This is a genomic window from Chitinophaga rhizosphaerae (assembly GCF_003958645.1).
Classification (GTDB): Bacteria; Bacteroidota; Bacteroidia; order Chitinophagales; family Chitinophagaceae; genus Chitinophaga; species Chitinophaga rhizosphaerae.
The window spans coordinates 1-20699 of the sequence record NZ_RXLO01000002.1; the positions used below are offsets into that span (position 1 = coordinate 1).

20 protein-coding genes and 1 tRNA gene are annotated in these 20699 nt (G+C 54.5%); 11 read left to right on the forward strand and 10 right to left on the reverse strand.

The annotated features are described in order from the left end of the window. Positions 1-703: 703 nt before the first annotated feature. The 3 genes from truA to EJ361_RS03515 form a co-directional block, all read right to left on the reverse strand. On the reverse strand, positions 704-1456 hold the full coding sequence (truA, locus tag EJ361_RS03505) for a tRNA pseudouridine(38-40) synthase TruA (protein WP_126243980.1): 753 nt from the start codon (positions 1454-1456) through the stop codon (positions 704-706). Between the two features lie 83 nt (positions 1457-1539). Beyond that, positions 1540-3099 carry a DUF4476 domain-containing protein gene (locus EJ361_RS03510; RefSeq protein WP_126243981.1) on the reverse strand — a complete coding sequence of 520 codons (1560 nt, stop codon included), beginning with the start codon at positions 3097-3099 and terminating at the stop codon, positions 1540-1542. Between the two features lie 20 nt (positions 3100-3119). Next, positions 3120-3626 carry a biotin/lipoyl-containing protein gene (locus EJ361_RS03515; protein ID WP_126243982.1) on the reverse strand — a complete coding sequence of 169 codons (507 nt, stop codon included), beginning with the start codon at positions 3624-3626 and terminating at the stop codon, positions 3120-3122. Between the two features lie 125 nt (positions 3627-3751). On the opposite strand from EJ361_RS03515, the gene EJ361_RS03520 reads away from it, so the two are divergent. The 5 genes from EJ361_RS03520 (at position 3752) to EJ361_RS03540 (ending at position 10884) form a co-directional block, all read left to right on the forward strand. Further along, positions 3752-6343 (forward strand): M1 family aminopeptidase, encoded by a 2592-nt coding sequence (locus EJ361_RS03520; RefSeq protein WP_126243983.1) that lies wholly within the window; start codon positions 3752-3754, stop codon positions 6341-6343. 157 nt (positions 6344-6500) lie between these two features. Then, entirely contained in the window at positions 6501-7823 is a 1323-nt protein-coding gene (locus tag EJ361_RS03525; protein WP_126243984.1) for a gluconate:H+ symporter, read from the forward strand. A gap of 395 nt (positions 7824-8218) precedes the next feature. After that, positions 8219-8683 (forward strand): RidA family protein, encoded by a 465-nt coding sequence (locus tag EJ361_RS03530; RefSeq protein ID WP_126243985.1) that lies wholly within the window; start codon positions 8219-8221, stop codon positions 8681-8683. A 7-nt stretch (positions 8684-8690) separates the two neighbouring features. Then, positions 8691-9779, forward strand: coding sequence for a D-TA family PLP-dependent enzyme (locus tag EJ361_RS03535; RefSeq protein WP_126243986.1), 1089 nt, complete (start codon positions 8691-8693; stop codon positions 9777-9779). A gap of 28 nt (positions 9780-9807) precedes the next feature. After that, a complete protein-coding gene (locus EJ361_RS03540; RefSeq protein ID WP_240646537.1) occupies positions 9808-10884 on the forward strand; it encodes a dipeptidase in 1077 nt (358 codons plus the stop codon). 266 nt (positions 10885-11150) lie between these two features. On the opposite strand, the gene EJ361_RS03545 is transcribed toward EJ361_RS03540, so the two are convergent. The 5 genes from EJ361_RS03545 to EJ361_RS03565 all read right to left on the reverse strand — a co-directional run bounded on the left by EJ361_RS03545 (position 11151) and on the right by EJ361_RS03565 (position 14708). Continuing rightward, complete coding sequence (locus EJ361_RS03545) at positions 11151-11624, reverse strand: CHRD domain-containing protein (RefSeq protein WP_126243987.1); 474 nt, start codon at positions 11622-11624, stop codon at positions 11151-11153. Positions 11625-11729: 105 nt separating this feature from the next. Then, positions 11730-12671, reverse strand: a complete 942-nt coding sequence (locus EJ361_RS03550) for a hypothetical protein (RefSeq protein ID WP_126243988.1) — start codon at positions 12669-12671, stop codon at positions 11730-11732. A 90-nt stretch (positions 12672-12761) separates the two neighbouring features. Next, the gene (locus tag EJ361_RS25990) at positions 12762-13574 is read right to left on the reverse strand and encodes a TPM domain-containing protein (RefSeq protein ID WP_126243989.1); all 813 of its coding nucleotides are present in this window, start codon (positions 13572-13574) and stop codon (positions 12762-12764) included. A 12-nt stretch (positions 13575-13586) separates the two neighbouring features. After that, positions 13587-14042 carry a TPM domain-containing protein gene (locus EJ361_RS03560; protein WP_126243990.1) on the reverse strand — a complete coding sequence of 152 codons (456 nt, stop codon included), beginning with the start codon at positions 14040-14042 and terminating at the stop codon, positions 13587-13589. 87 nt (positions 14043-14129) lie between these two features. Next, entirely contained in the window at positions 14130-14708 is a 579-nt protein-coding gene (locus EJ361_RS03565; RefSeq protein WP_126243991.1) for a LemA family protein, read from the reverse strand. Between the two features lie 31 nt (positions 14709-14739). Between EJ361_RS03565 and EJ361_RS03570 the strand changes: the two genes are divergently transcribed. From EJ361_RS03570 to EJ361_RS03580, 3 genes are all read left to right on the forward strand, one after another. After that, positions 14740-14976, forward strand: a complete 237-nt coding sequence (locus tag EJ361_RS03570) for a hypothetical protein (RefSeq protein ID WP_126243992.1) — start codon at positions 14740-14742, stop codon at positions 14974-14976. A gap of 62 nt (positions 14977-15038) precedes the next feature. Continuing rightward, a complete protein-coding gene (locus EJ361_RS03575) occupies positions 15039-15503 on the forward strand; it encodes a response regulator (RefSeq protein WP_126243993.1) in 465 nt (154 codons plus the stop codon). Between the two features lie 231 nt (positions 15504-15734). Next, positions 15735-17108 (forward strand): dipeptidase, encoded by a 1374-nt coding sequence (locus EJ361_RS03580; RefSeq protein WP_126243994.1) that lies wholly within the window; start codon positions 15735-15737, stop codon positions 17106-17108. A 72-nt stretch (positions 17109-17180) separates the two neighbouring features. Here the strand turns inward: EJ361_RS03580 and EJ361_RS03585 are convergent, their stop codons facing one another. Together EJ361_RS03585 and gap are read right to left on the reverse strand one after the other, a co-directional pair. Then, entirely contained in the window at positions 17181-18377 is a 1197-nt protein-coding gene (locus EJ361_RS03585) for a phosphoglycerate kinase (protein WP_126243995.1), read from the reverse strand. Between the two features lie 95 nt (positions 18378-18472). Continuing rightward, positions 18473-19489, reverse strand: coding sequence for a type I glyceraldehyde-3-phosphate dehydrogenase (gene gap, locus EJ361_RS03590; protein WP_126243996.1), 1017 nt, complete (start codon positions 19487-19489; stop codon positions 18473-18475). 141 nt (positions 19490-19630) lie between these two features. Between gap and EJ361_RS03595 the strand changes: the two genes are divergently transcribed. The 3 genes from EJ361_RS03595 (at position 19631) to EJ361_RS03605 (ending at position 20622) form a co-directional block, all read left to right on the forward strand. Beyond that, positions 19631-19702 (forward strand) — tRNA-Glu (locus tag EJ361_RS03595). Between the two features lie 268 nt (positions 19703-19970). Then, positions 19971-20249, forward strand: a complete 279-nt coding sequence (locus EJ361_RS03600; protein ID WP_126243997.1) for a type II toxin-antitoxin system RelE/ParE family toxin — start codon at positions 19971-19973, stop codon at positions 20247-20249. A 40-nt stretch (positions 20250-20289) separates the two neighbouring features. Beyond that, entirely contained in the window at positions 20290-20622 is a 333-nt protein-coding gene (locus tag EJ361_RS03605; RefSeq protein WP_126243998.1) for a HigA family addiction module antitoxin, read from the forward strand. Positions 20623-20699 lie beyond the last annotated feature (77 nt).

The following is a 20699-nucleotide window of genomic DNA, read 5'->3' on the forward strand; positions in this document are numbered from 1 at the left end:
TTTGAACTGACTATTTTACTCTACGTAAATTAGACGTTTCAATTTAATGTTGTCGCTAACATTACCTGTGTTTTGTTACATCTCTGTAACGTGCTGTTGTTTCCAAACTTTCAAAGATCTTTCATTGGACCTCCCCGCAATTGCTGCGGTAAAATCTCAACTACTTGTTGCTTGATATCCAGGTTGCGAACCCGCAGGCCTTAAGCCCATATCATCATTTCAATTTGCACACCCGAACTTTCTTCGTGAACCACCCTGTTTCGATGGGAGTGCAAAGGTAGAGATGTTTTTCATTCCGTCCAAATTTTTCCGAAGAAAATTTTCATCTTTTTTCGATGATCGGTTTCTTCTGAAAACCTTTGCCATCTTGCCTTTCAGCGATCCGGCGGACTATAAAAAACGATGTAAAGAACTGAAGTATTTCGTTGTTGTAGGGGGCGCAAAGATAGCGAAAGTTTTTTCTTTCAACCAAATTATTCCTTCACTTTTTTTTCATGCCGTCCGAAGATATCCATCTTTCATCCTGCAATCCGCATCCAGCTTGATTTCCAAACAGATACATCCGTAAAGGCGCCTCATAAAGAACTTGTTGTTTTCCGCGTTAACGGGTCGCAAAGGTAGCGTGTTTTATTCCGTCTTTCCAAATGTTTTTCGCCCGCTCCCCGAAGAAAAATACAGAAACAGCCATAGGAAAGACTTCCAGCTACAAACTTTTTCCAAACGAACCTTCAGGATACTGCACTTCCATCAAACATAAACCTTGCGGCGGCACCGCAAAATCCGCCTGCGTGCAATCCTTACTTTCGATCGCGACCCTGAACTCATCCAGCGAAATCCGCTCCCGGCCCACGCGTAGCATCGTTCCCACCATCCCGCGCACCATCCCGCGCAGGAAACGGTTCGCACTCACGTTATAGACTATACGCTCGCCTTCCTGCTTCCAGGCAGACTCCCGGATGGTACAATTGAACGTTTTCACCTGGGTATTCCGCTTCGAGAACGTAGTAAAATCGCGGTATTCCATCAATATCGCGGCCGCTTCCTGCAACAGGCCCATGTTCAGGCGGTACGGGAAGAAATAGCCACGATCGCGCAGGAACGGGTCTTTCGAAGTATATAACGTGTATTCGTAAGAACGCCCCGTGGCCGCAAAACGGCTATGGAGGCCGTCAGCAACCGGGTACACCCCTTTCACTACGATATCCGGCGGCAAAATCGCGTTCATCTTGTATACGAACTGCGGGTGAAGCGCTTGCTCCATATCGAAGTGCAGGAAATTCTGCCGTGCGTGCACTCCCGCATCCGTACGGCTGGAACCCGTCGTTTCCACCCGCTCACGCATAAGCACGCTGATGCCGCGGTCGATCTCCGACTGCACCGTCAACGTGTTTTCCTGCACCTGGAACCCGCTGAAACGGGCACCCATATAAGCAACTTCGATAAAATACCTGGCCATGATGCGCGAAAGTAGGCATTTTTAAAACGACAAATGGTGAACGGACACATCCATTCACCATTTGACATACGCTTTTTTATCGTTTACCGTTTCAGCATTGCTTTGAAACGATTCTTGTAGTAATTATCGGTCAGCAAATCGGACAATTTGGAGAAATTGTCGGAATCGTACGTCCTTGCATAGGCCGCATCCATCAGCTGGTAGCGGTTTTCGTCGGACGAGATGAGCTGGGCGAGCGCCCTTACCTGCTCGGTACTTACGCAGGTGTTCCGGGTGCCTTTACGGAAGGCATCTACCATATCCGCGTCCGTTCTCCGGCTGTTCATCGTGCGCAGCAATTTGCGGAAGGCCTCGGTTTCCAGGACTTTCGGGCAATCACTGTTCACCATTTTCAGATCGGATTTCTTCTCTTTCGTTTCCGGCGCAGCATCATGCCAGCCTATGTTTGCGAGGCTATCGCGCGCGAGGGCTTCCCGGTCGGCGGCTTCACGGGCTGCTTTCTTTTGCTGACGGCGGGCTTCACGGGCGTCTTTCGCGCTGGCCCCCTCCTCCTCAGCAGGCACAGATCTCGGTTCCGGCACAGTGGCGGCGGGTGTAGCAGCAGGCATGGCGGCCGGTGCTTCCCCAAAATCTATGAATTCCGGCTCGGACCCTCCCTTCTTCTTTTTCGCCTTTCTCGGCTTTTCCTCCGGCGCTTTTTCTGCTACCGGCTGTTCCATGGGCGCATCTTTGGGTGCTTCTTTCGCAGCATCTCCGGCGGCGGCGGCCTCTGCTTCCTTGAGGGCTTCGTCGGCCGCAGCACGCTTTTCCTCTTCCATTACGGAGCCGAGCAATTCCTTTTCTTCTTCGGTCAGCGGATCGCGCTGGCCTTTCTTCCGTTTTTTAGCGGGCTTTTCAGGCTCGGCGGCAGGGGCCGGCACATCCACTGGCGCTTCCGTAGCGGCGGCAGGCCTGGGTTTCGGGAAATCCATCTCAGCGGGGCGATCATCCGTCACGACCTTATCCAACGATTCTGCGAAGCTGTTTTTCTTTTTTGGAGCAGTTTGCGCAACAACGGGGGTTGTGTCGGCAGGCATTTCAGCCGAAGGGGCCGGTGTTTCTTCTGCGGATTGTTCCCCGGCAGCCTTTTCTTCCGCTTTCTTTTTCGCCAGTGCGGCCTCTACATCGGCCTGCACGTTATTGATCAGCTCCTTCTGTTCGGGCGTGGCGCTATCGCTGGAAATGCGGGTTACGGCCACAGCTTCCGATTCAGCGGGCTTTTCGGCGGGTTGAGCGCCACCGGCACCGGCCGATTTGAGGGAAGCGAAGGTTTGAAGGTCGTACAGTGCCCATTCCTGGTCGCCGTTATTTTTAAGCAGGTATCCGTAATCGCGGTTACCGGCGAGACGGATGGTGAATTGTTGTTCGGGGGCTTCTCCCTTGGGGAAACCGATGGTTACCGGCACTTTGCCGGCTTCCATTTTGGGAAGGATCACATACCCTTTCACGGAGGAGCTGAGCAGTTTTCCGTCGAGTTTGACGTAAAAAGGCTGCTGCTTTTCGTGCTGTATATATACAAAATACGACGCATCCTGCGCGGCCAGGCCCGTTGCGATGAACAGGCAGCACGCCAGATACAACAGTTTTAGTTTGATTGATTGCATAATGATGACTGATACAAATATTATTCCAGCACGATGAGCACTTCGCCTTTTTCTACGGCCTTCCGCTCGGTGACCCTGATCTCTTTCACCACCGCGTCTGCAGTGGATTTGAATACATTTTCCATCTTCATGGCCTCCAGGATGAGTACCGGATCGCCTTTTTTGATGGTTTGCCCAGGCGCTACGAGTATTTTCAACACCATGCCGGGCATGGGCGCCTTAATATCGTTCACTTTCCTGGCGGCGGCCTGGGTAAGCCCCATGGATGCGAGGAGGCGGTCCATCGGCCCTTCGAGCCCCACTTCGTAAACGGACTGGCCGATGCGAAGGGTGACGGTTTTCTCCGGCCGGTCGGTCCCCACAACTTCAGCAACGAAGCTCTTCCCGTCTACCAGCACGCTAAACCCGCCCGAGGGCAGGGGTTCGGCAGACCAGGATACGGGCTTCCCGTTGCACTCCGGCCTGCCATCGGCGCCGGAAAGATTTATTTCGTACGGCTTGCGGCCGTTTACGGTAGCTTTGATCATATAAATAACATGTCCTATCTGTACAAAAATAACAATTTTAACCGCTTGCGTCGTTTTTGGGCCATTTGTTTAAATTTGACCCCTGCCCTCCCCGAGGGCGCTTATTTTTGAACAAATCGTTTTGCATGTATTTACCAACTAAGAACATTCCGGCTATCCTGATGGCCGGGGTAGCCATGCTGGGCATCTACGCTCCCGCTTTCGCGCAAAGCGCGGCGGAAAAAGAGGACCCGCAGCTCAGCATCTACCGGGCGTCTCCCACCAAAATCAACAATGTAGTCCACACGAAACTCAATGTACGTTTCGACTACGCCAGGCGCCACCTGATCGGCAAGGCCTGGCTGACCCTTAAACCCCACTTTTACCCGACCGACAGCCTGACGCTGGATGCCAAAGGGATGGACATCCGTTCCGTAACCCTCGTTCAGCCGGCAGGCGCATCCGTCGTGAAATTCCCTTCTGACGGGCTTCTCAAAACCGCGCGCAGCACGCCGCTTCAGTATGTATACGACGGAAAGGAGATCCGCGTCAAACTGAACAAAACATACAGCAGCAACGATTCCTATATTGTTTATATCGATTACACCGCCAAGCCCGACGAACTGAAAGCCGAAGGCAGCGAGGCGATCACCGATGCCAAGGGGCTTTATTTCATCAACCCCGATGGCACCGAGCCCAACAAACCTACGCAGATCTGGACGCAGGGCGAAACCGAAGCCTCCTCCGCATGGTTCCCCACTATTGACAAAACCAACCAGCGCACCACTTCGGAGATTTCCATGACGGTCGACAAAAAGTACGTCACCCTCTCCAACGGTAAACTGGTAAGCCAGAAATCCAACGCCAACGGTACCCGCACAGACACCTGGCGCATGGAGCTCCCTCACGCCCCTTACCTCTTCATGATGGCGGTGGGCGAATTCGCCGTTGTGAAAGACAGCTGGCGCGGGAAAGAAGTGAACTACTACGTGGAAAAGGAATATGCTCCCCACGCCAGGGCTATTTTCGGCAACACGCCCGAAATGATGACCTTCTTCTCGAAACTCGTCGGGTACGACTATCCCTGGGTGAAATACAGCCAGGTGGTAGTGCGCGACTACGTATCCGGCGCCATGGAGAACACCACCGCTACCATTCACGGCGATTTCGTGCAGAAAACCGACCGCGAACTGCTGGACGATGACGAACGCCTCGGCGAATCGGTGATCGCCCATGAGCTGTTCCATCACTGGTTCGGCGACCTCGCCACCTGCGAATCCTGGAGCAACCTCACCATGAACGAATCTTTTGCCGATTACAGCGAATACCTCTGGTTCGAGCACAAGTTCGGTAAAGATGCGGCAGACGAGCACGGATATGCGGCCATGCATAATTACATGGAATCCGCGCAATACCGTGGCGACCGCCACCTCGTTCGCTTCCATTATCACAGCCAGGAAGACATGTTCGACGCCGTTACCTACCAGAAAGGCGGCCGCATCCTCCATATGCTGCGCAATTATATGGGCGACGACGCATTCTTCAAAGCAATGGGCCTTTACCTGAAGACCCACGCATTCAAGGCAACAGAAGCCCATCACTTCCGCCTCGCAGCTGAAGAGGTTACCGGGCAGGACCTCAACTGGTTCTTCAACCAGTGGTATTTCGGCCAGGGTTACCCCACGCTCGATATTTCCTACGACTACAGCAAATCCGGCTTCGCTGGCGTAACCATCGAGCAGAAAGGCGAGAAGATCTTCGACCTGCCCATCGCGATCGATGTGTACGAAGGCGGAAAGAAGACCCGGCATAACGTGCGCATCACCGAAAAGACGAGCAATTTCAGCTTCCCGGTGAGCGGCAAGCCCGACTTCGTGAATGTGGACGGCGACAAAATCCTCATTCTCGAAAAAACCGACCGCCGCAACCTGGCTACTTACGTGTTCCAGTATAAAAACGCCACTACCTACCGCGACCGCCGCGAAGCGATCGAGGAGTGCCTGAAACAGCAGACCAGCAATGCTGACGCACGCGCCATCGTGATCGCAGCCCTGCGCGATAAGTACGAAGGCCTGCGCGCCCTCACTATTTCCGGCCTGAAGATGGACAACAGCGACGTAAAAACCGCTGCGATCCCCGTATTGACCGACCTCGCGAAAAACGATCCCGCATCCCCGGTGCGTGCCGCTTCACTGAAGCAGCTCAGCAAACTGAAGGACCCGCAATACGCCACCCTCTTCGAAAACGCGCTGAAAGACCGCTCCTACCTCGTGGAAGGCGCCGGCCTAGTGGGCCTCGCCGATCTCGACGTGAAGAAAGCCTACGCCCTTGCCAAGACCATGGAAAAGGACGCCCGCGGCAGATTGGGTACCGCTATCGCGAATGTGTACGCACAGAATGGCAGCGAAGCAGACGTGCCCTACTTTGCCACCAATCTCGCGAACAGTACCGGCCAGGACAAGATCGGCGCAGCCATCCTGTACCTCGGCATCCTCGGCCAGATCGACAATACCGCCCTTGTCAACAAAGGCGTGACCGATGTGTACGACGCCATTACACAATTCAACAACAGCTGGGTGAACAACTACATCATCAACCTGATGCAGCCGCTCGCCAAGAAAAAACAGGAAAAGGCCGCCGCCGCTTCAACCGGCGAGCTCCGCAACGAGCTTAGCAAACAGGCGACCCACATCCTGCAGACCGTTCAGAAAATAAAAGAACAGACGAAGGAAGAGTAATGGAAGGTAAGCAGCGGCAGTGCCTCCAATGGCTGCCGTTGTGCCGTTCATTCAGATTCCGATATCCTTTTGGCAGCTCTCCCACCGTGGGGAGCTGCTTTTTTATGGTATTTCTAAACCGGCTTTGCTATCTTCAGGGGAATAAATTCCACTGTCCATGCTATCGCCCTTATTGCTCGTCGTACTATCCATTCTTTTCCTGATCGTGCTGATCATGTGGATCAAGCTCGACACTTTCATCTCTTTTATCATCGTCAGCATTTTCCTGGCGCTGGCTTGCGGGCTCAACGGGCCTGCCATCGGGAAGTCGATCACCGGCGGCATTGGGTCCACGCTGGGCTCGCTGGTTACCATCCTCGGATTCGGCGCCATGCTGGGCAAACTGGTGGCCGACAGCGGTGCGGCGCAGCGCATTACTTCCTCGATGGTCCGGATTTTCGGTACCCGGCATATCCAGTGGGGCATGGCGCTGGCAGGGCTCCTGGTAGGCATCCCCATGTTTTATACGGCGGGCTTCGTGATCGTGGTGCCGCTCATCTTTGCCACGGGGCTTTCCACACGGCTGCCGCTACTCTACATCGGCATCCCCATGATCTCGGCACTTTCCACCGCGCATGGTTTTCTGCCACCGCACCCTTCTCCCACGGCCATCAGCCAGCAACTGGGGGCCGACCTGGGCAAAACCCTCGTGTACGGCCTGATCATCGCCATACCAACCATCGCCATCGCCGGCCCCCTGTTCGGCAGGACGCTCCGGAAAATGGAGGTGACGCCAGAACAGGGACTGATCCAGATCGAGCAGCGGCCGGACGATGCGCTTCCCGGCCTGGGCATCAGTCTTTTTACGGCACTGCTCCCGCTCATCCTCCTCACCATTACCACGGCGGTTGATCCGTTCCTGGCGGCAGACAGCGCACTTCGCCCGGCGGTGTCGCTCATCGGCGATCCGAATATCGCGATGCTCCTTTCACTGCTTGCGGCAGTATATTTATTGGGCCTCCGGCGTGGTACACCCATGAAGGCACTCATGAAGTCGCTCGAGGCGGCGTTCAAGGACGTGGCTCCGATCATGCTTATCATCGCGGGCAGCGGGGTTTTCATGCAGGTGATCAAGGATGGCGGCATCAACACATACATCGGGCAGTCGATGCAAGGCATTTCCGTATCCCCGCTGGTGCTGGGATGGCTCATTGCAGCAGCGATCCGTGTCTGCGTAGGATCGGCTACGGTGGCGGGCCTGACCACCGTCGGTATTCTCCTGCCCATTATACAGCAACAGCAGGTGCATCCGGAGCTGATGGTGCTTTCCATCGGGGCGGGCAGCCTCATGTTCAGTCATGTGAACGACGGCGGGTTCTGGCTCTTCAAGGAATATTTCAACCTTACCCTCAAACAAACCTTCGCCACCTGGTCGGTCATGGAAACGATCGTGTCCGTCTGCGGGCTTATCGGCGTACTGGTATTGCAACAATTCCTGTAAGCCACGGGAAGGCTGCAAGTATAACCAGGAAAAACGTTGCCATATTGTTCAGTTTTTATTGATGGTATTGATACCTTCCGAAAAATGAATGAAAATGAATGATATCGGTCATTCCGCGTAGCCGGAAGATTATTTAATTTTCATAGCGATGCAACCGGAAGCTGATAATGGAAAGATGTGGATGGTCCGACTGGTTTCTACAGGGCCGCGCCAAGTCACGGCGAAAAATCATTGCGGGAACGCGAAACCAACATTAAACCCAGGTCCTTCAACTTCCGCCAGTTTGCTAAAACTGCAACAAAACCATGACTCGAAAGTTAACAAACTTGCAAATACTGCAAATATTTCTATTGTAATTGCAAAAAATATTGGATTAACTTTAAACAAATTTCGTGATGACCGCAGCCGAAAACTTTGCCGCACTGGGCCATGTGCTTCCGCCGCCACCCGCGCCCAAAGGGGTTTACAAGCCCCTGCTGATCGTCGATAAATTCGTTTACGTTTCCGGCCACGGGCCGGTATTGCCCGACGGCTCGCTGCTTCGCGGCAAAGCCGGGCTGGAACTGAACGCAGACGGCGCCAGGCTCGCGGCGCAGCAGGTGGGGCTCACCATCCTCTCGACCCTCGTTTCACAACTCGGCTCCCTGAACCGCATCAAAAGGGTGATCAAAATACTGGGGATGGTCAACGCCACCCCGGAATTCGGCACCCATCCGCATGTACTCAACGGCTGCAGCGAACTGTTCGCCAAAATCTGGGGGCCGGAAAACGGCGTGGGCGTGAGAAGCGCCGTGGGAATGGGCTCGCTGCCGGATAACATCACCGTCGAGATAGAAGCTATTTTTGAATTATCAGACTGAACCATTCATGCAAACTGACGTACAGCCACCCGTCGCGCTTCCGGGAAACCTTCCCTCGCCCGCGCTCCTCGTTTTTCCCGATCGCATCGCCGAAAATATCGACCGCATGATCGCCATGGCAGGCGGTCCGGAAAGACTCATGCCACACGTCAAGACCCACAAAATGGGGCCCGTTGTCGGCATGCAGCTGGACAAAGGCATCCGCCGGTTCAAATGCGCCACCATTGCCGAAGCCCGCATGCTGGCAGCAGCCGGCGCTCCTGACATCCTGCTCGCCTATCAGCTTAACGCCCCCATGGCAAAGGCTTTCGTCGATCTTCAGCGCCAGTTTCCCGCGTCCCGCTTCGCTTCGCTGGCAGACAACATCGCCTCGGCACGGCTGATGAACGACCTTCACGCAGCTTTCGGCTCAAAAGCCCGGCTGTACATCGATGTAGACAACGGCATGCACAGAACCGGTATCAGCCCCGATAAAGCGGCCGACTTCTGGCGCGGCATGCAACAACTCGGCAACGCAGACCCCGCGGGCCTGCACGTCTACGACGGCCACATCCGCAACCCCGACCTCGCCGAACGCACCCGCGAATGCGACGCCGCTTTCGAACCCGTGGCACGCCTCGCCGCAGACATCCTGCCTCCGGAAATCATCGCCGGAGGAACGCCCACCTTCCCCGTTCACGCCCGCAGGGGAACGGTCGTTTGCAGCCCGGGCACCTGCCTGTTGTGGGACGAAGGGTACGGAACCGGTCTGCCCGACCAGCCATTCCTCGTAGCGGCCAAGCTGCTCACCCGCGTCATTTCGAAACCGCAGGAAGGCTGCGTGACGCTGGACCTGGGACACAAGGCCGTTTCCGCCGAAAACCCCATCACCCGCCGCGTTTTCTTCCATCAACTGAAAGAATATGAAGTAATTTCCCAAAGCGAAGAGCACCTGGTCGTGAAAACGCCCGAAGCTGCCACTTTGCAGGTGGGTGATGTGCTTTACGGAACGCCCTGGCACATCTGCCCCACTGTGGCACTGTACAACGAAGCGCTCGTGATCGAAAACGGAAACCATTCCGATACCTGGCCGATCGCGCGGGGAAGATTAATATAACCACGAATCATTCAACCAGAATATATCTATGCAATCAATGATTTTTGACGCGCACCTGGACCTGAGCATGAACGCCATGGAGTGGAACCGCGACCTTACCAAATCCGTGCAGGCCATCCGTGACCGGGAGAAAGGCCTTACCGATAAACCCGACCGCGAGCGCGGCACCGTTTCACTCCCCGAAATGCGCAAAGGCCGCGTGGGACTTTGCGTAGCTACGCAAATAGCGCGATACGTGGGGCTCGACAATCCCCTGCCCGGCTGGCATTCGCAGGAACAGGCCTGGGCGCAGACGCAGGGCCAGCTTGCCTGGTACCAGACGATGGTGAAGCGGGGCGAAATGAAGCAGATCACCAATGCCGACGAGCTTTCCGCCCATCTCAAACTATGGGAAACGGCGGAAGACACCAGCTCCCTGCCCATCGGGTTCATCCTCAGCCTCGAAGGCGCCGATTCCTTTTATGAACTGGCCTGCGTCGAAAAAGCCTGGGCTTACGGGTTACGCGCCATCGGCCCCGCGCACTACGGTCCCGGCGTATACGCCTACGGCACCGATTCCACCGGCGGCCTCGGCACCAAAGGCCGCGCGCTCCTCAAGGAAATGGACCGCCTCGGCTTCATCCTCGACGCCACGCACCTGTGCGACCAAAGTTTTTCCGAAGCCATGGACCTCTATACCGGCCCGGTTTGGGCCAGCCATCATAACAGTCGCGCCCTGGTGCCGCACAACCGCCAGTTCAGCGACGAACAATTTTCGCTGCTGATCCAGCGAGGCGCGGTGATCGGCACGGCGTTCGACGCGTGGATGCTCATTCCCGGCTGGGAACGCGGCAAAAGCACGCCCGAAAATACGGGTGTTTCACTGGAGCACGTGGCCAACCACATCGATCATATCTGTCAACTCGCGGGCAACTCCCAACATGCCGCTATCGGCTCCGACCTCGACGGAGCATTCGGAACCGAGCAATCTCCGGGCGACCTCGGAACGATCGCCGGGTTGCAGAAAGTACCCGACATCCTCCGCCAGCGCGGTTATAAAAGCAACGACATCGACAATATCATGTACAAAAACTGGATCCGTTTTTTGCTGGATGCATGGAAATAAAAACAGGCGAGGTGATATATTCCCATTGCTTAAAATATAAAAAGGGCTGATGAAAATCAGCCCTCTTCTTTGGGGTTTTGTTCCTGTTTTTCGAGAAACCGGTGCGTCTTTTAACGGCCTCATGCCGTATGCGTTTTCATGCCGGGCCAGCAGTGAATGCGCTGCCGGGCCGCCGTTGTGTCACTCACTTGAGCGGCGGAGTGGCTATCATCGCCGTTCACCGATCCGGAATTGTTGTAGCCTCCGGTCATCTATCTATCAATTAATTAATAAGTCAGTTCGATCTGCCCGCGGATTTCACCGCCCGGGTGGGCCGCCGTATGGATGTTCACGTACCATTTCCCGGCGAGGAGGTCTTCCTCCTTCTGGGTGGTCCCGTTCAGGGTGAAGCTGGTGGAGAAGTTGCCGCTTTCCGTTTTCGGGATGACGGTGGTGAAATTTTCCAGTACGCCGGCGTTTACGCCTTTATCGGCAGGGCCGTGAATGTGCGACAGGGTTACGGGGCCGCTGAGGCCTTGCCAGCGCACGGTGATGTTCAGCATTTTGGAATCGCGGTTGTAGGTGATGTCGAAGCTGCCGGTAGCCGTCGTGGTGACGGCGGGAACTTCCTGGGCGCCGGTCATGGCGGTGTTTTTCGCGGAATAGATGTTATCGTTCTTGTCTTTGTCCTTTTTGCAGGAAACCGCCGGCAGGCAGCACACCAATATCAGGCCTAAAGCCCAGCATCGCATGTTTTTCATATCGGTTTTTCGATGGATACGGAACGCCGGGGCAAAGGGTTGCCTGCATCAGCGGGAAGCTTAGCGGCAGATTCCGCCGACAAGGATCAAGAAGACGTTCTCCGACTATTTTTTCACCACTTTCCCTTCGCGGTTGCTCCAGCGCCAGGGCGTCCCTCCCAGCGGGATACCGCCCAGCCAGGCGTTGGAAACCGGTGCAAAGGCCAGGTAGTCTTGCTCGCCGCGGAGCACTTCACGGCCGAGGTCCGTCAGCCGCACCATTTCGCTGTCGTGCTGCACCACGCCCGCGTCTGCCATGCGTTGCAGGGTGGCGCGCAGCTGGAAGTCCCCGAACCCGAAAATCTTCTTTTCGTCCCAGAAAATGGAAAAGAGCGCGCGTTCGGACAACGGCGCCAGTGTAATTTGTTCCAAAAAGAACTTTTCGATGCTGTTGAGCCCGTTTTCTTCCGACGGGAGCCTTTGCAGGTGAGCCAGCAGGACACCGCCGAGGAACGGCAGGTTGGGGGCCGATTGGGTGGTGAGGGCCGCTATGGCAAGGGGATCGTTTCCCGTATACGCCTCCCAGGCCAGGGAAGCCAGCTGCCAGTCGCCCGCTTCGAGGTACCTGCGGCTTTCGAACAGGGGCGGAAAGTGTTCCGGTTTCAGCATGCCGAGCCCCCGGAAATCGGGCACATCGGGGTGACTGCCCGGTTGCACCACGCTGACGCGGGGCATGGGTGTATTCAGGCGAAGGAGATAATTGATAAGGAAGATGAGGTTCACCTGGCAAAACAGGTCGTATTCGAACCACAGTACGATCTCTTCGAACTGGGAGGCCTGCTGGAGGATTTTGCGGGTGTTGCCGATGTCTGAAATGTATGCTTCCCGGTTTATTCCGTACACATCGTGCAGGTAAGCGCCCCTTTTTTCGAAAAACAGGCCGAGGTCGCAGCCAGCGGGGGTTTTGCCTTCGCTGAGCATTTCGCGCCAGACGAGGGGGCGGCCGGGTACGCCGCTTTTTTCGAATATTTCCAGGGTTGCGTCGCCGTTCAGGATGTGGAGTAACATAAAAAAACGGATTTTCGGTCAGGTAGCGAATGTAACGAATTCTTCCGCAATGCGCTGACTGAAAATCCGTTGCAGGGAATGGCACGGTTGTTACCAGCTGCCGCTGGCGCCGCCTCCGCCTCCGGAGCCGCCGCCGAAGCCGCCGAAACCTCCACCGCCGAAGCCACCGCCTCCGCCGCCGCCCCATCCGCCGCCACGGCTGCCTCCACCGAGGCTGCTGCCGATCATGCCGCCGAGGATGCCGCCGAAGATGCTGTCGCCACGCCGGCTGATCACCCGTCCGCCACCACCGCCTCCGCCGCGGGAGCCGAAAATGACGATCAGGATAATAATAAGGATGATGAGCCCGAAGATGCCACCGCCGCCGCCGCCGTCTTTCGAGCTGCGGGGAACGCCTGTATATTCACCGGCCGCTGCGGCGATGATTTTGTCGGTAGCTTCGTCGAGCCCCTGGTAATAATGCCCCTGTTGGAACGTAGGCTTGATAATTTTATTGATGATCCCGAAGGCGACGGCATCGGGGATCGATCCTTCCATGCCGTAGCCGGTTTCTATGCGGATCTTGCGATCGTCCATAGCGGCGAGGATCAGAATGCCGTTGTTCTTTTTGCCGCCGATCCCCCATTCGCGGAGGATTTTCAGGCCGTATTCGGAGATATCGTAATCGCCGGTGGTTTTGATGATGACGATGGCGATCTGGGTGGAAGTGCTATCGTCGTATGCCACGAGTTTCCTTTCCAGCTCATTGACTTCCGATTGCACGAGGATGCCTGCGAAATCGTTGACGAGCCGGGGTGGTACAGGTTTGGCCGGGATGTTCTGGGCAAAGGCGCCCAGTCCGAACCAAACCAGCCCCATGGCGAGGAACCAGCGAAAGAATGTCTTGTTTGTTAGCTTGTGCATCATTTTCCTAATCTACTTTCCAAAAACAATATCGTCCGGCAGCTCGTTGGCGTCGCCGGATTCGTAGGGGAAGTGCTGCAGGAGCGATTCCCCGATTTCCTTCACGCAAACTTCGATGCCTTCTACGATGCGCTGGCCGGAAAAGTGGTGGCGCAGGATATCGGCTTCATGTTTCCAGAAGTCGTTGCCCACTTTATCATGAATGCCCTGGTCGCCGAGGATGGCGAACTGGTGATCGCGGAGGGCGATGTAGAGGAGTACGCCGTTGCGTTGTTTTGTTTTTTCCATACCGAGGGAGAGGAATGCTTCGCGGGCGCGGTCCATCGGGTCCACATATTCGCAATGGCTTTCCACGAACAGGCGGATTTCGCCGGAGGTGAGCCTTTCGGCGTGGCGGATGGCCTGAACGAGGCGGGATTTCTCGTCTTCGGTAAAGAATTCTTTTTTCCTGAAGGGGAACAGTTTCATTGGGAAACGTATGTTGGGCATCCTGTAAAAGACGGCCGGGGGCAGTGTTTCGCTGCCCCCGGGCCGCCTTCTGCGGAGGCGTTTGGATTAGAATTTCACTTTGGGCGCCTGATCGGAGCCTTCGGCCGCCTTGAAGTAACCTTTCTCCTTGAACCCGCCGATGCCGGCGATGAGGTTATTGGGGAAGGTGCGGATGCTGCTGTTGAAGTCGTTAACAGCGGTATTGAAATCGTTCCTGGCTACCGCGATCCGGTTTTCCGTGCCTTCGAGCTGAGCCATAAGGGTTTGGAACTGTTCGGTGGTGCGGAGTTGAGGGTACTGTTCAACCGTTACGAGCAAACGGCTGAGCGCGCCGCCCAGTTCGCTTTGCGCCTGCTGGAATTTCGCGATGTTCTCGGGAGTGAGATCGTTTGCGTTTACCTGAACAGAAGAGGCTTTGGAGCGGGCTTCGATCACTTTGGTAAGGGTTTCCTGTTCGAAATTGGCGGAGCCTTTCACGGTGCTTACCAGGTTATCGATCAGATCGGCCCGGCGTTGGTACTGGGTTTCTACGTTACCCCAGGCCTTTTTAACCGTTTCGTCGCTCTTTACCATTCCATTGTACTTGCTGCAACCAAAAAAGCCCAGCAATACCAGGAGAATGATCACAATGATTCCAGTTTTCATATTGATTCTATTTTTAATAAAAATAACGGGTATGCTCAAACCTACAAACAATAACGGAAAGCACAAAAATAGGTTTGATCTGGAAAGCGGTTACCAGCCAACTTCCAGCGGTTACCAATTCATTAACGGCGGTCGTCAGAAAGTTGAAAACGGGATACCAAAAAATATCTATGTTTGGATCGGATTTCCCGCCCACACCGCCAAACGGGGGCGGCAGCGGGGAACGACCGGGAATGCCGATCCTTTGATAGTTTTGACACCCGCGTAACATTTCATTGTTCGCTAACTCGCTTATTTTTATTAACTTACTTAAAGTCTACTGCGTACATAATGAGTGCACAACATATTCACATCCTCTATATAGATGATGAGATTCACAATCTGAATGCTTTTAAAGCCTCTTTCAGAAGAATTTATACGGTGCAGACCGCAGAATCCGCCGAAGAGGCCTATAAGTTGCTGGAAGACCACGAGTTTCACATTATCATTTCGGACCAGAGAATGCCCAAAATGACGGGGATCGAATTTTTCGAATCCATTCTCAACAAATACCCCGAGCCCATACGGGTTTTGCTCACGGGGTACGCGGATATCAATGCCGTGATCGACGCGATCAATAAGGGACAGGTATATAAATACTTCTCCAAGCCCTGGAATGAAGACGAACTTCGCCACAACATCGAAAAGGCTTATGAAGTGTACGCCCTCCGCAAGGAGAACCGGGAATTGACGGAGAAACTCCTGAGCGTCAACGAGCAACTCGAGTTTTTGCTGCGGCAAAAGCTCATTTCCTAAGCAGCAAACAGTTCGTTATACTCCAGAGAGGAAGGGTACGCCCTTCCTTTTTTGTGCCCGCCTGCCGCGAAGCGATGCCGAAAAGCCCTGCTGCCGCACAAGGGAGTGACACAACGGCGGCGCGGCCAGCGGCCCCCAGGCAGGCCGGCCATCATTTTTCGCCCTCCGGAAACGGGCCGAGTGCCAAATTCCACTAAATTGCGTCCATTGTGAACGTTTAATAGCTCAAAAATGCAAGTTTGGAAAGATTACCAGGCCCAGCACAAAGACCGTTTCCTGAACGAGTTGCTGGAACTGTTGAGGATCCCCTCCGTCAGCGCGGACTCCCGCCATAATGAAGATACGAAACGATGCGCCGAAGCGGTAAAGCAAAGGCTGGTGGAAGCAGGCGCTGACAAAGTGGAGGTGTGCCCGACTGCCGGTCATCCGATCGTTTACGGCGAAAAGATCATCGACCCGAAACTCCCTACCGTACTCGTTTACGGCCACTACGACGTGCAGCCGCCCGACCCGCTGAACCTGTGGGACAGCCCGCCGTTCGAGCCCGTGATCAAAGACGGTAAAATTTTCGCGCGCGGATCGGCAGACGATAAAGGCCAGTTTTATATGCATGTGAAGGCGTTCGAGACCATGTTCAACACCAACACCCTCCCCTGCAACGTGAAATTCATGATCGAAGGCGAGGAAGAAGTGGGCTCCGGCAACCTCGGCAAATTCCTTTCCGAAAATAAAGACCGCCTGAAAGCGGACGTGGTACTGATTTCCGATACGGCCATGATCAGCCTCGACACGCCTTCCCTGGACACGGGGCTTCGCGGCCTGGCGTACATGGAAGTGGAAGTGACCGGCCCGAACCGCGACCTTCACTCCGGCGTATACGGCGGCGCGGTGGCCAACCCGGCTACCATCCTGGCGAAAATGATCGCTTCGCTGCACGACGAAAACAACCACATCACCATCCCCGGATTCTACGACGGTGTGGTAGAACTGACCGACGAAGAGCGCAAAGCCCTCAACAGCGCGCCTTTCGACGAGGCAGACTATAAAAAAGACCTGGGCGTGGACGAGCTCTGGGGCGAGAAAGGCTACTCCACTTTCGAGCGCACCGGCACCCGGCCTACCTGCGAAGTGAACGGTATCTGGGGCGGCTACACCGGCGAAGGCGCCAAAACGGTATTGCCTTCCCAGGCGTTCGCGAAAATTTCCATGCGCCTGGTGCCCGGCCAGGACTGGGAAAGGATCTCCGACCTGTTCGCCAAACATTTCATTTCCATCGCACCGAAATCCGTAAAAGTGAAGGTAACGCCCCACCATGGCGGCGCTCCTTATGTTACGCCGACGGATTCCGTCGCCTTCAAAGCGGCGAGCGAAGCCATCAACGCCACTTTCGGCAAACAGCCCATCCCCGTTCGCGGCGGCGGCTCCATCCCTATCGTGGCCCTGTTCGAGAAGATACTCGGGCTGAAAACGGTGCTCATGGGCTTCGGGCTCGACAGCGATAACCTACACTCTCCCAACGAGAAGTACGGGCTGGACAATTATTACAAAGGCATCGAAACCATCCCTTATTTCCACAAGTATTTTGCGGAACTGAGCGGTAAATAATGACCGTTTTTCACGGAAAAGCCCGGCTGGTACGACCAGGCCGGGCTTTTTATTTATGGTATTAATACCTTCTTACTTTCTAACCGCCGCGATGCCGGGGAGCTCCTTGCCTTCGAAGAATTCGAGCATGGCGCCGCCGCCGGTGGATACGTAGCTTACTTTATCGGCCAGGCCGAACTGGTTTACCGCCGCAACGGAGTCGCCGCCGCCTACGAGGGTGAACGCGCCGTTTTCGGTCGCTTTCACGATGGCTTCGGCTACGGCTTTGGTGCCGCCCTGGAAGGCGGGCATTTCGAACACGCCCATGGGCCCGTTCCAGAGGATGGTTTTGCTGGCGGCGATCACTTCGCTGAATTTCGCGATGGATTTTTTGCCGATATCGAGGCCCATCCAGCCGGCGGGGATATTGTCGTTGGAGACTTCCTGGGTATTGGCGTCTGCCGCAAACTTATCTGCCGCGATGGAATCTTCGGGGATGAGGAGTTGAACGCCGAGGGATTTCGCTTTGGCGAGCAGTTCGTTGGCGAGGTCGAGTTTATCGTTTTCCACGAGGGAGTTGCCGATTTCCTTGCCTTGTGCTTTGAGGAAAGTGTATGCCATGCCGCCGCCGATGATGATGTTATTGGCTTTGGACATGAGGTTTTCGATGATGAGGATTTTGTCGGATACCTTGGCGCCGCCGAGGATGGCGGTGAAGGGTTTTTCCGCGCTGTGGAGTACTTTTTCGGCGCTGGCGGTTTCGGCTTCCATGAGGAGACCGAACATTTTCTTCTCTTTCGGGAAGAATTCGGCGATCACGGCCGTGGAGGCGTGGGCGCGGTGGGCGGTGCCGAATGCGTCGTTCACATAAACATCGCCCAGTTTGGCCAGTTTTTCGGCAAATCCCTTGTCACCTTTCTCTTCTTCCTTGTGGAAGCGGAGGTTTTCGAGGAGGAGGACTTCGCCCATCTGGAGGTTATCGGCGGCTTTTTCGGCGGCTTCGCCGATGCAGTCTTCCGCGAATTTCACGGTGGCGCCGTCCAGCAGTTTGATGAGGTGGTTTACCAGGTGGCGGAGGGAATATTTATCGGTGGGGCCGTCTTTCGGGCGGCCGAGGTGGCTCATGAGGATGACTGCGCCGCCGTCTGCGAGGATTTTTTTAACGGTGGGAGCGGCGGCCTGCATGCGGGTGTCGTCGGTGATGTCGAGCTTATCGTTGAGTGGCACGTTGAAATCCACGCGCACTACGGCTTTCTGGCCTTTGAAATTATGCTGGGAGAATTGGCTCATGTTGGGTGAGTTTTAGGAAAGTAAGACAAAAAACCCTCCGCACGGCTGTGTTTCAGCTGGATGCGGAGGGTTGGCGATATGATCTGCTGGCTTGATTATTTGGAGATCAGGCCTGCGAAGTGCTTCACGGTGCGTACGAGTTGGGAAACGTAAGACATTTCGTTGTCGTACCAGGAAACGGTTTTCACCATTTGAACGTCGCCCTGCGTCATCACTTTGGTCTGTGTTGCGTCGAACAGGGATCCGAAGTGGATGCCGATGATGTCGGAGCTTACGATTTCGTCTTCGGTGTAGCCGAAAGATTCGTTGGCGGCGGCTTTCATGGCGGCGTTCACTTCTTCTGCCGTTACCTTTTTGGAGAGGATGGTGGTCAGTTCGGTGAGGGAGCCGGTGATGGTGGGAACGCGTTGGGCGTTACCGTCCAGTTTGCCTTTCAGTTCGGGCAGTACGAGGCCGATGGCTTTAGCGGCGCCGGTGCTGTTGGGCACGATGTTGGCGGCTGCGGCGCGGGCGCGGCGGAGGTCGCCTTTCGGGTGCGGAGCGTCGAGGGTGTTCTGGTCGTTGGTGTATGCGTGGATGGTGGTCATGAGACCGGTAACGATGCCGAATTTATCGTTCATTACTTTGGCCATGGGAGCGAGACAGTTGGTGGTGCAGGAAGCGCAGGAGATAACTGTTTCGGAGCCATCCAGGATATCGTGGTTTACGTTGAATACAACGGTTTTGAGGTCGCCGGTGGCGGGGGCGGAGATGACTACGCGTTTAGCGCCGGCGGTGATGTGCGCTTCGGCTTTGGCTTTGTCGGTGAAGAAGCCGGTGCACTCGATTACCACGTCGATATCGTGGTTTTTCCAGGGAATCTGGGAGGGATCTTTCTGGGCATATATCTTCACTTCCTCGCCGTTTACAACGATAGCGTTGTCGGTGTGCTTCACGTCCTGTCCAAATCTACCTTGTGCAGAGTCATATTTCAGCAAATGTGCCAAAACCGCGGGGCTGGTCAGGTCGTTAATCGCTACCACGTCGATGCCGGGCATGTTGTAAATCTGGCGGAAGACCAGGCGGCCGATGCGACCGAAACCATTAATACCAATTTTAAGAGAAGTTCCCATTTTACACTGTAGTTTGTAGATGAAAAATTGAGTAGCGAAATTACAAGGTTAGCGGGGATTAATCAATAACTATTTACTTAACTGAAATTTTTTTTGGAAATTTCGAAATGGATATTACCTTTGCAATCCCAAACGGGAAATGCCGCGTTGGTCAATCGGCTAAGACGCCTCCCTTTCACGGAGGAATGACGGGTTCGACTCCCGTACGCGGTACGAAAGGGCAATTTCAAAAGTATTTGAAGTTGCCCTCTTTCTTTTACATGTATTCAATAGCATGAAATACCGGACAGGCGGATCTCCTGTATTTACTTCCCTACTCTATTATCATCGAATTTCCAGGTCAACCCCTCACCAATCCGAATTTCAAATGAATTTATTCGTCCTTTTCCACTACTGAAACATCTTAGTTATCGGATGTTTCGATGATTTTACGTGGCAAAAAATCAATTTGTCACATGTCATATAACATATTACATTTGTAATGATCACAAGTTTTTTACATAAAGGCCTGCGGCTGTATTATGAAAAAGGAAAAGCTACTGGTCTCCCAACGGCACATCTCCGCAAGATAGGCATGATCCTAACCGCTTTAGACGCTGTAACCGCTGAAGAAGACATTAAACAGCTTGGAAGCGGCATCCATCTGCTGAGAGGAATTTACGCCGGCTACTGGTCAATAACAATTACCGGAAACTACCGGATCATTTTCCGTTTTGACCAGGGAGAAGTTTTTAACGTAGATTATATCGACTATCACTAGTACAGCACAAAAAATCAAATAACAAATCTCGATTCTACCAATGCCAAAACCTAAAAAAACACCCGGAACTGCGATTAAACGTGGCGTTCCCCCCGCCCATCCCGGAGAAGTGCTGAAAGAAATGTTTATTGAAGAGCGAGGGTTAACCATTACGGAAGTAGCTGAAGGCATCGGTGTACGCCGTCCGAATTTGTCTGCTATCATCAACGGTCATAACGGCATCAGCGCAGAAATGGCCATTAAATTAGCGGAAGCCTTTGGTACCACCCCTCAATTCTGGATCAACCTGCAAAACAATTACGAATTGTTCTACGCGGAAGAAAAAGTTGACCGTACAAAAATCCGGCATTTTATACCCGCGAAAGCATCATAGCCGCATGCCCTCCTCCAAACAGATCCGCTTCTGTGCCAATCAAAGACAAAGGCACGATCCCTCGTGCCCCTATCCCC

What these genes read in the sequence shown, in the direction of transcription:
- truA (WP_126243980.1), bottom strand. Translation starts at nt 1,456, where the DNA reads ATGGCCAGGTATTTTATCGAAGTTGCTTATATGGGTGCCCGTTTCAGC.
- EJ361_RS03510 (WP_126243981.1), bottom strand. Translation starts at nt 3,099, where the DNA reads ATGCAATCAATCAAACTAAAACTGTTGTATCTGGCGTGCTGCCTGTTC.
- EJ361_RS03515 (WP_126243982.1), bottom strand. Translation starts at nt 3,626, where the DNA reads ATGATCAAAGCTACCGTAAACGGCCGCAAGCCGTACGAAATAAATCTT.
- EJ361_RS03520 (WP_126243983.1), top strand. Translation starts at nt 3,752, where the DNA reads ATGTATTTACCAACTAAGAACATTCCGGCTATCCTGATGGCCGGGGTA.
- EJ361_RS03525 (WP_126243984.1), top strand. Translation starts at nt 6,501, where the DNA reads ATGCTATCGCCCTTATTGCTCGTCGTACTATCCATTCTTTTCCTGATC.
- EJ361_RS03530 (WP_126243985.1), top strand. Translation starts at nt 8,219, where the DNA reads ATGACCGCAGCCGAAAACTTTGCCGCACTGGGCCATGTGCTTCCGCCG.
- EJ361_RS03535 (WP_126243986.1), top strand. Translation starts at nt 8,691, where the DNA reads ATGCAAACTGACGTACAGCCACCCGTCGCGCTTCCGGGAAACCTTCCC.
- EJ361_RS03540 (WP_240646537.1), top strand. Translation starts at nt 9,808, where the DNA reads ATGCAATCAATGATTTTTGACGCGCACCTGGACCTGAGCATGAACGCC.
- EJ361_RS03545 (WP_126243987.1), bottom strand. Translation starts at nt 11,624, where the DNA reads ATGAAAAACATGCGATGCTGGGCTTTAGGCCTGATATTGGTGTGCTGC.
- EJ361_RS03550 (WP_126243988.1), bottom strand. Translation starts at nt 12,671, where the DNA reads ATGTTACTCCACATCCTGAACGGCGACGCAACCCTGGAAATATTCGAA.
- EJ361_RS25990 (WP_126243989.1), bottom strand. Translation starts at nt 13,574, where the DNA reads ATGCACAAGCTAACAAACAAGACATTCTTTCGCTGGTTCCTCGCCATG.
- EJ361_RS03560 (WP_126243990.1), bottom strand. Translation starts at nt 14,042, where the DNA reads ATGAAACTGTTCCCCTTCAGGAAAAAAGAATTCTTTACCGAAGACGAG.
- EJ361_RS03565 (WP_126243991.1), bottom strand. Translation starts at nt 14,708, where the DNA reads ATGAAAACTGGAATCATTGTGATCATTCTCCTGGTATTGCTGGGCTTT.
- EJ361_RS03570 (WP_126243992.1), top strand. Translation starts at nt 14,740, where the DNA reads ATGCTCAAACCTACAAACAATAACGGAAAGCACAAAAATAGGTTTGAT.
- EJ361_RS03575 (WP_126243993.1), top strand. Translation starts at nt 15,039, where the DNA reads ATGAGTGCACAACATATTCACATCCTCTATATAGATGATGAGATTCAC.
- EJ361_RS03580 (WP_126243994.1), top strand. Translation starts at nt 15,735, where the DNA reads ATGCAAGTTTGGAAAGATTACCAGGCCCAGCACAAAGACCGTTTCCTG.
- EJ361_RS03585 (WP_126243995.1), bottom strand. Translation starts at nt 18,377, where the DNA reads ATGAGCCAATTCTCCCAGCATAATTTCAAAGGCCAGAAAGCCGTAGTG.
- gap (WP_126243996.1), bottom strand. Translation starts at nt 19,489, where the DNA reads ATGGGAACTTCTCTTAAAATTGGTATTAATGGTTTCGGTCGCATCGGC.
- EJ361_RS03600 (WP_126243997.1), top strand. Translation starts at nt 19,971, where the DNA reads ATGATCACAAGTTTTTTACATAAAGGCCTGCGGCTGTATTATGAAAAA.
- EJ361_RS03605 (WP_126243998.1), top strand. Translation starts at nt 20,290, where the DNA reads ATGCCAAAACCTAAAAAAACACCCGGAACTGCGATTAAACGTGGCGTT.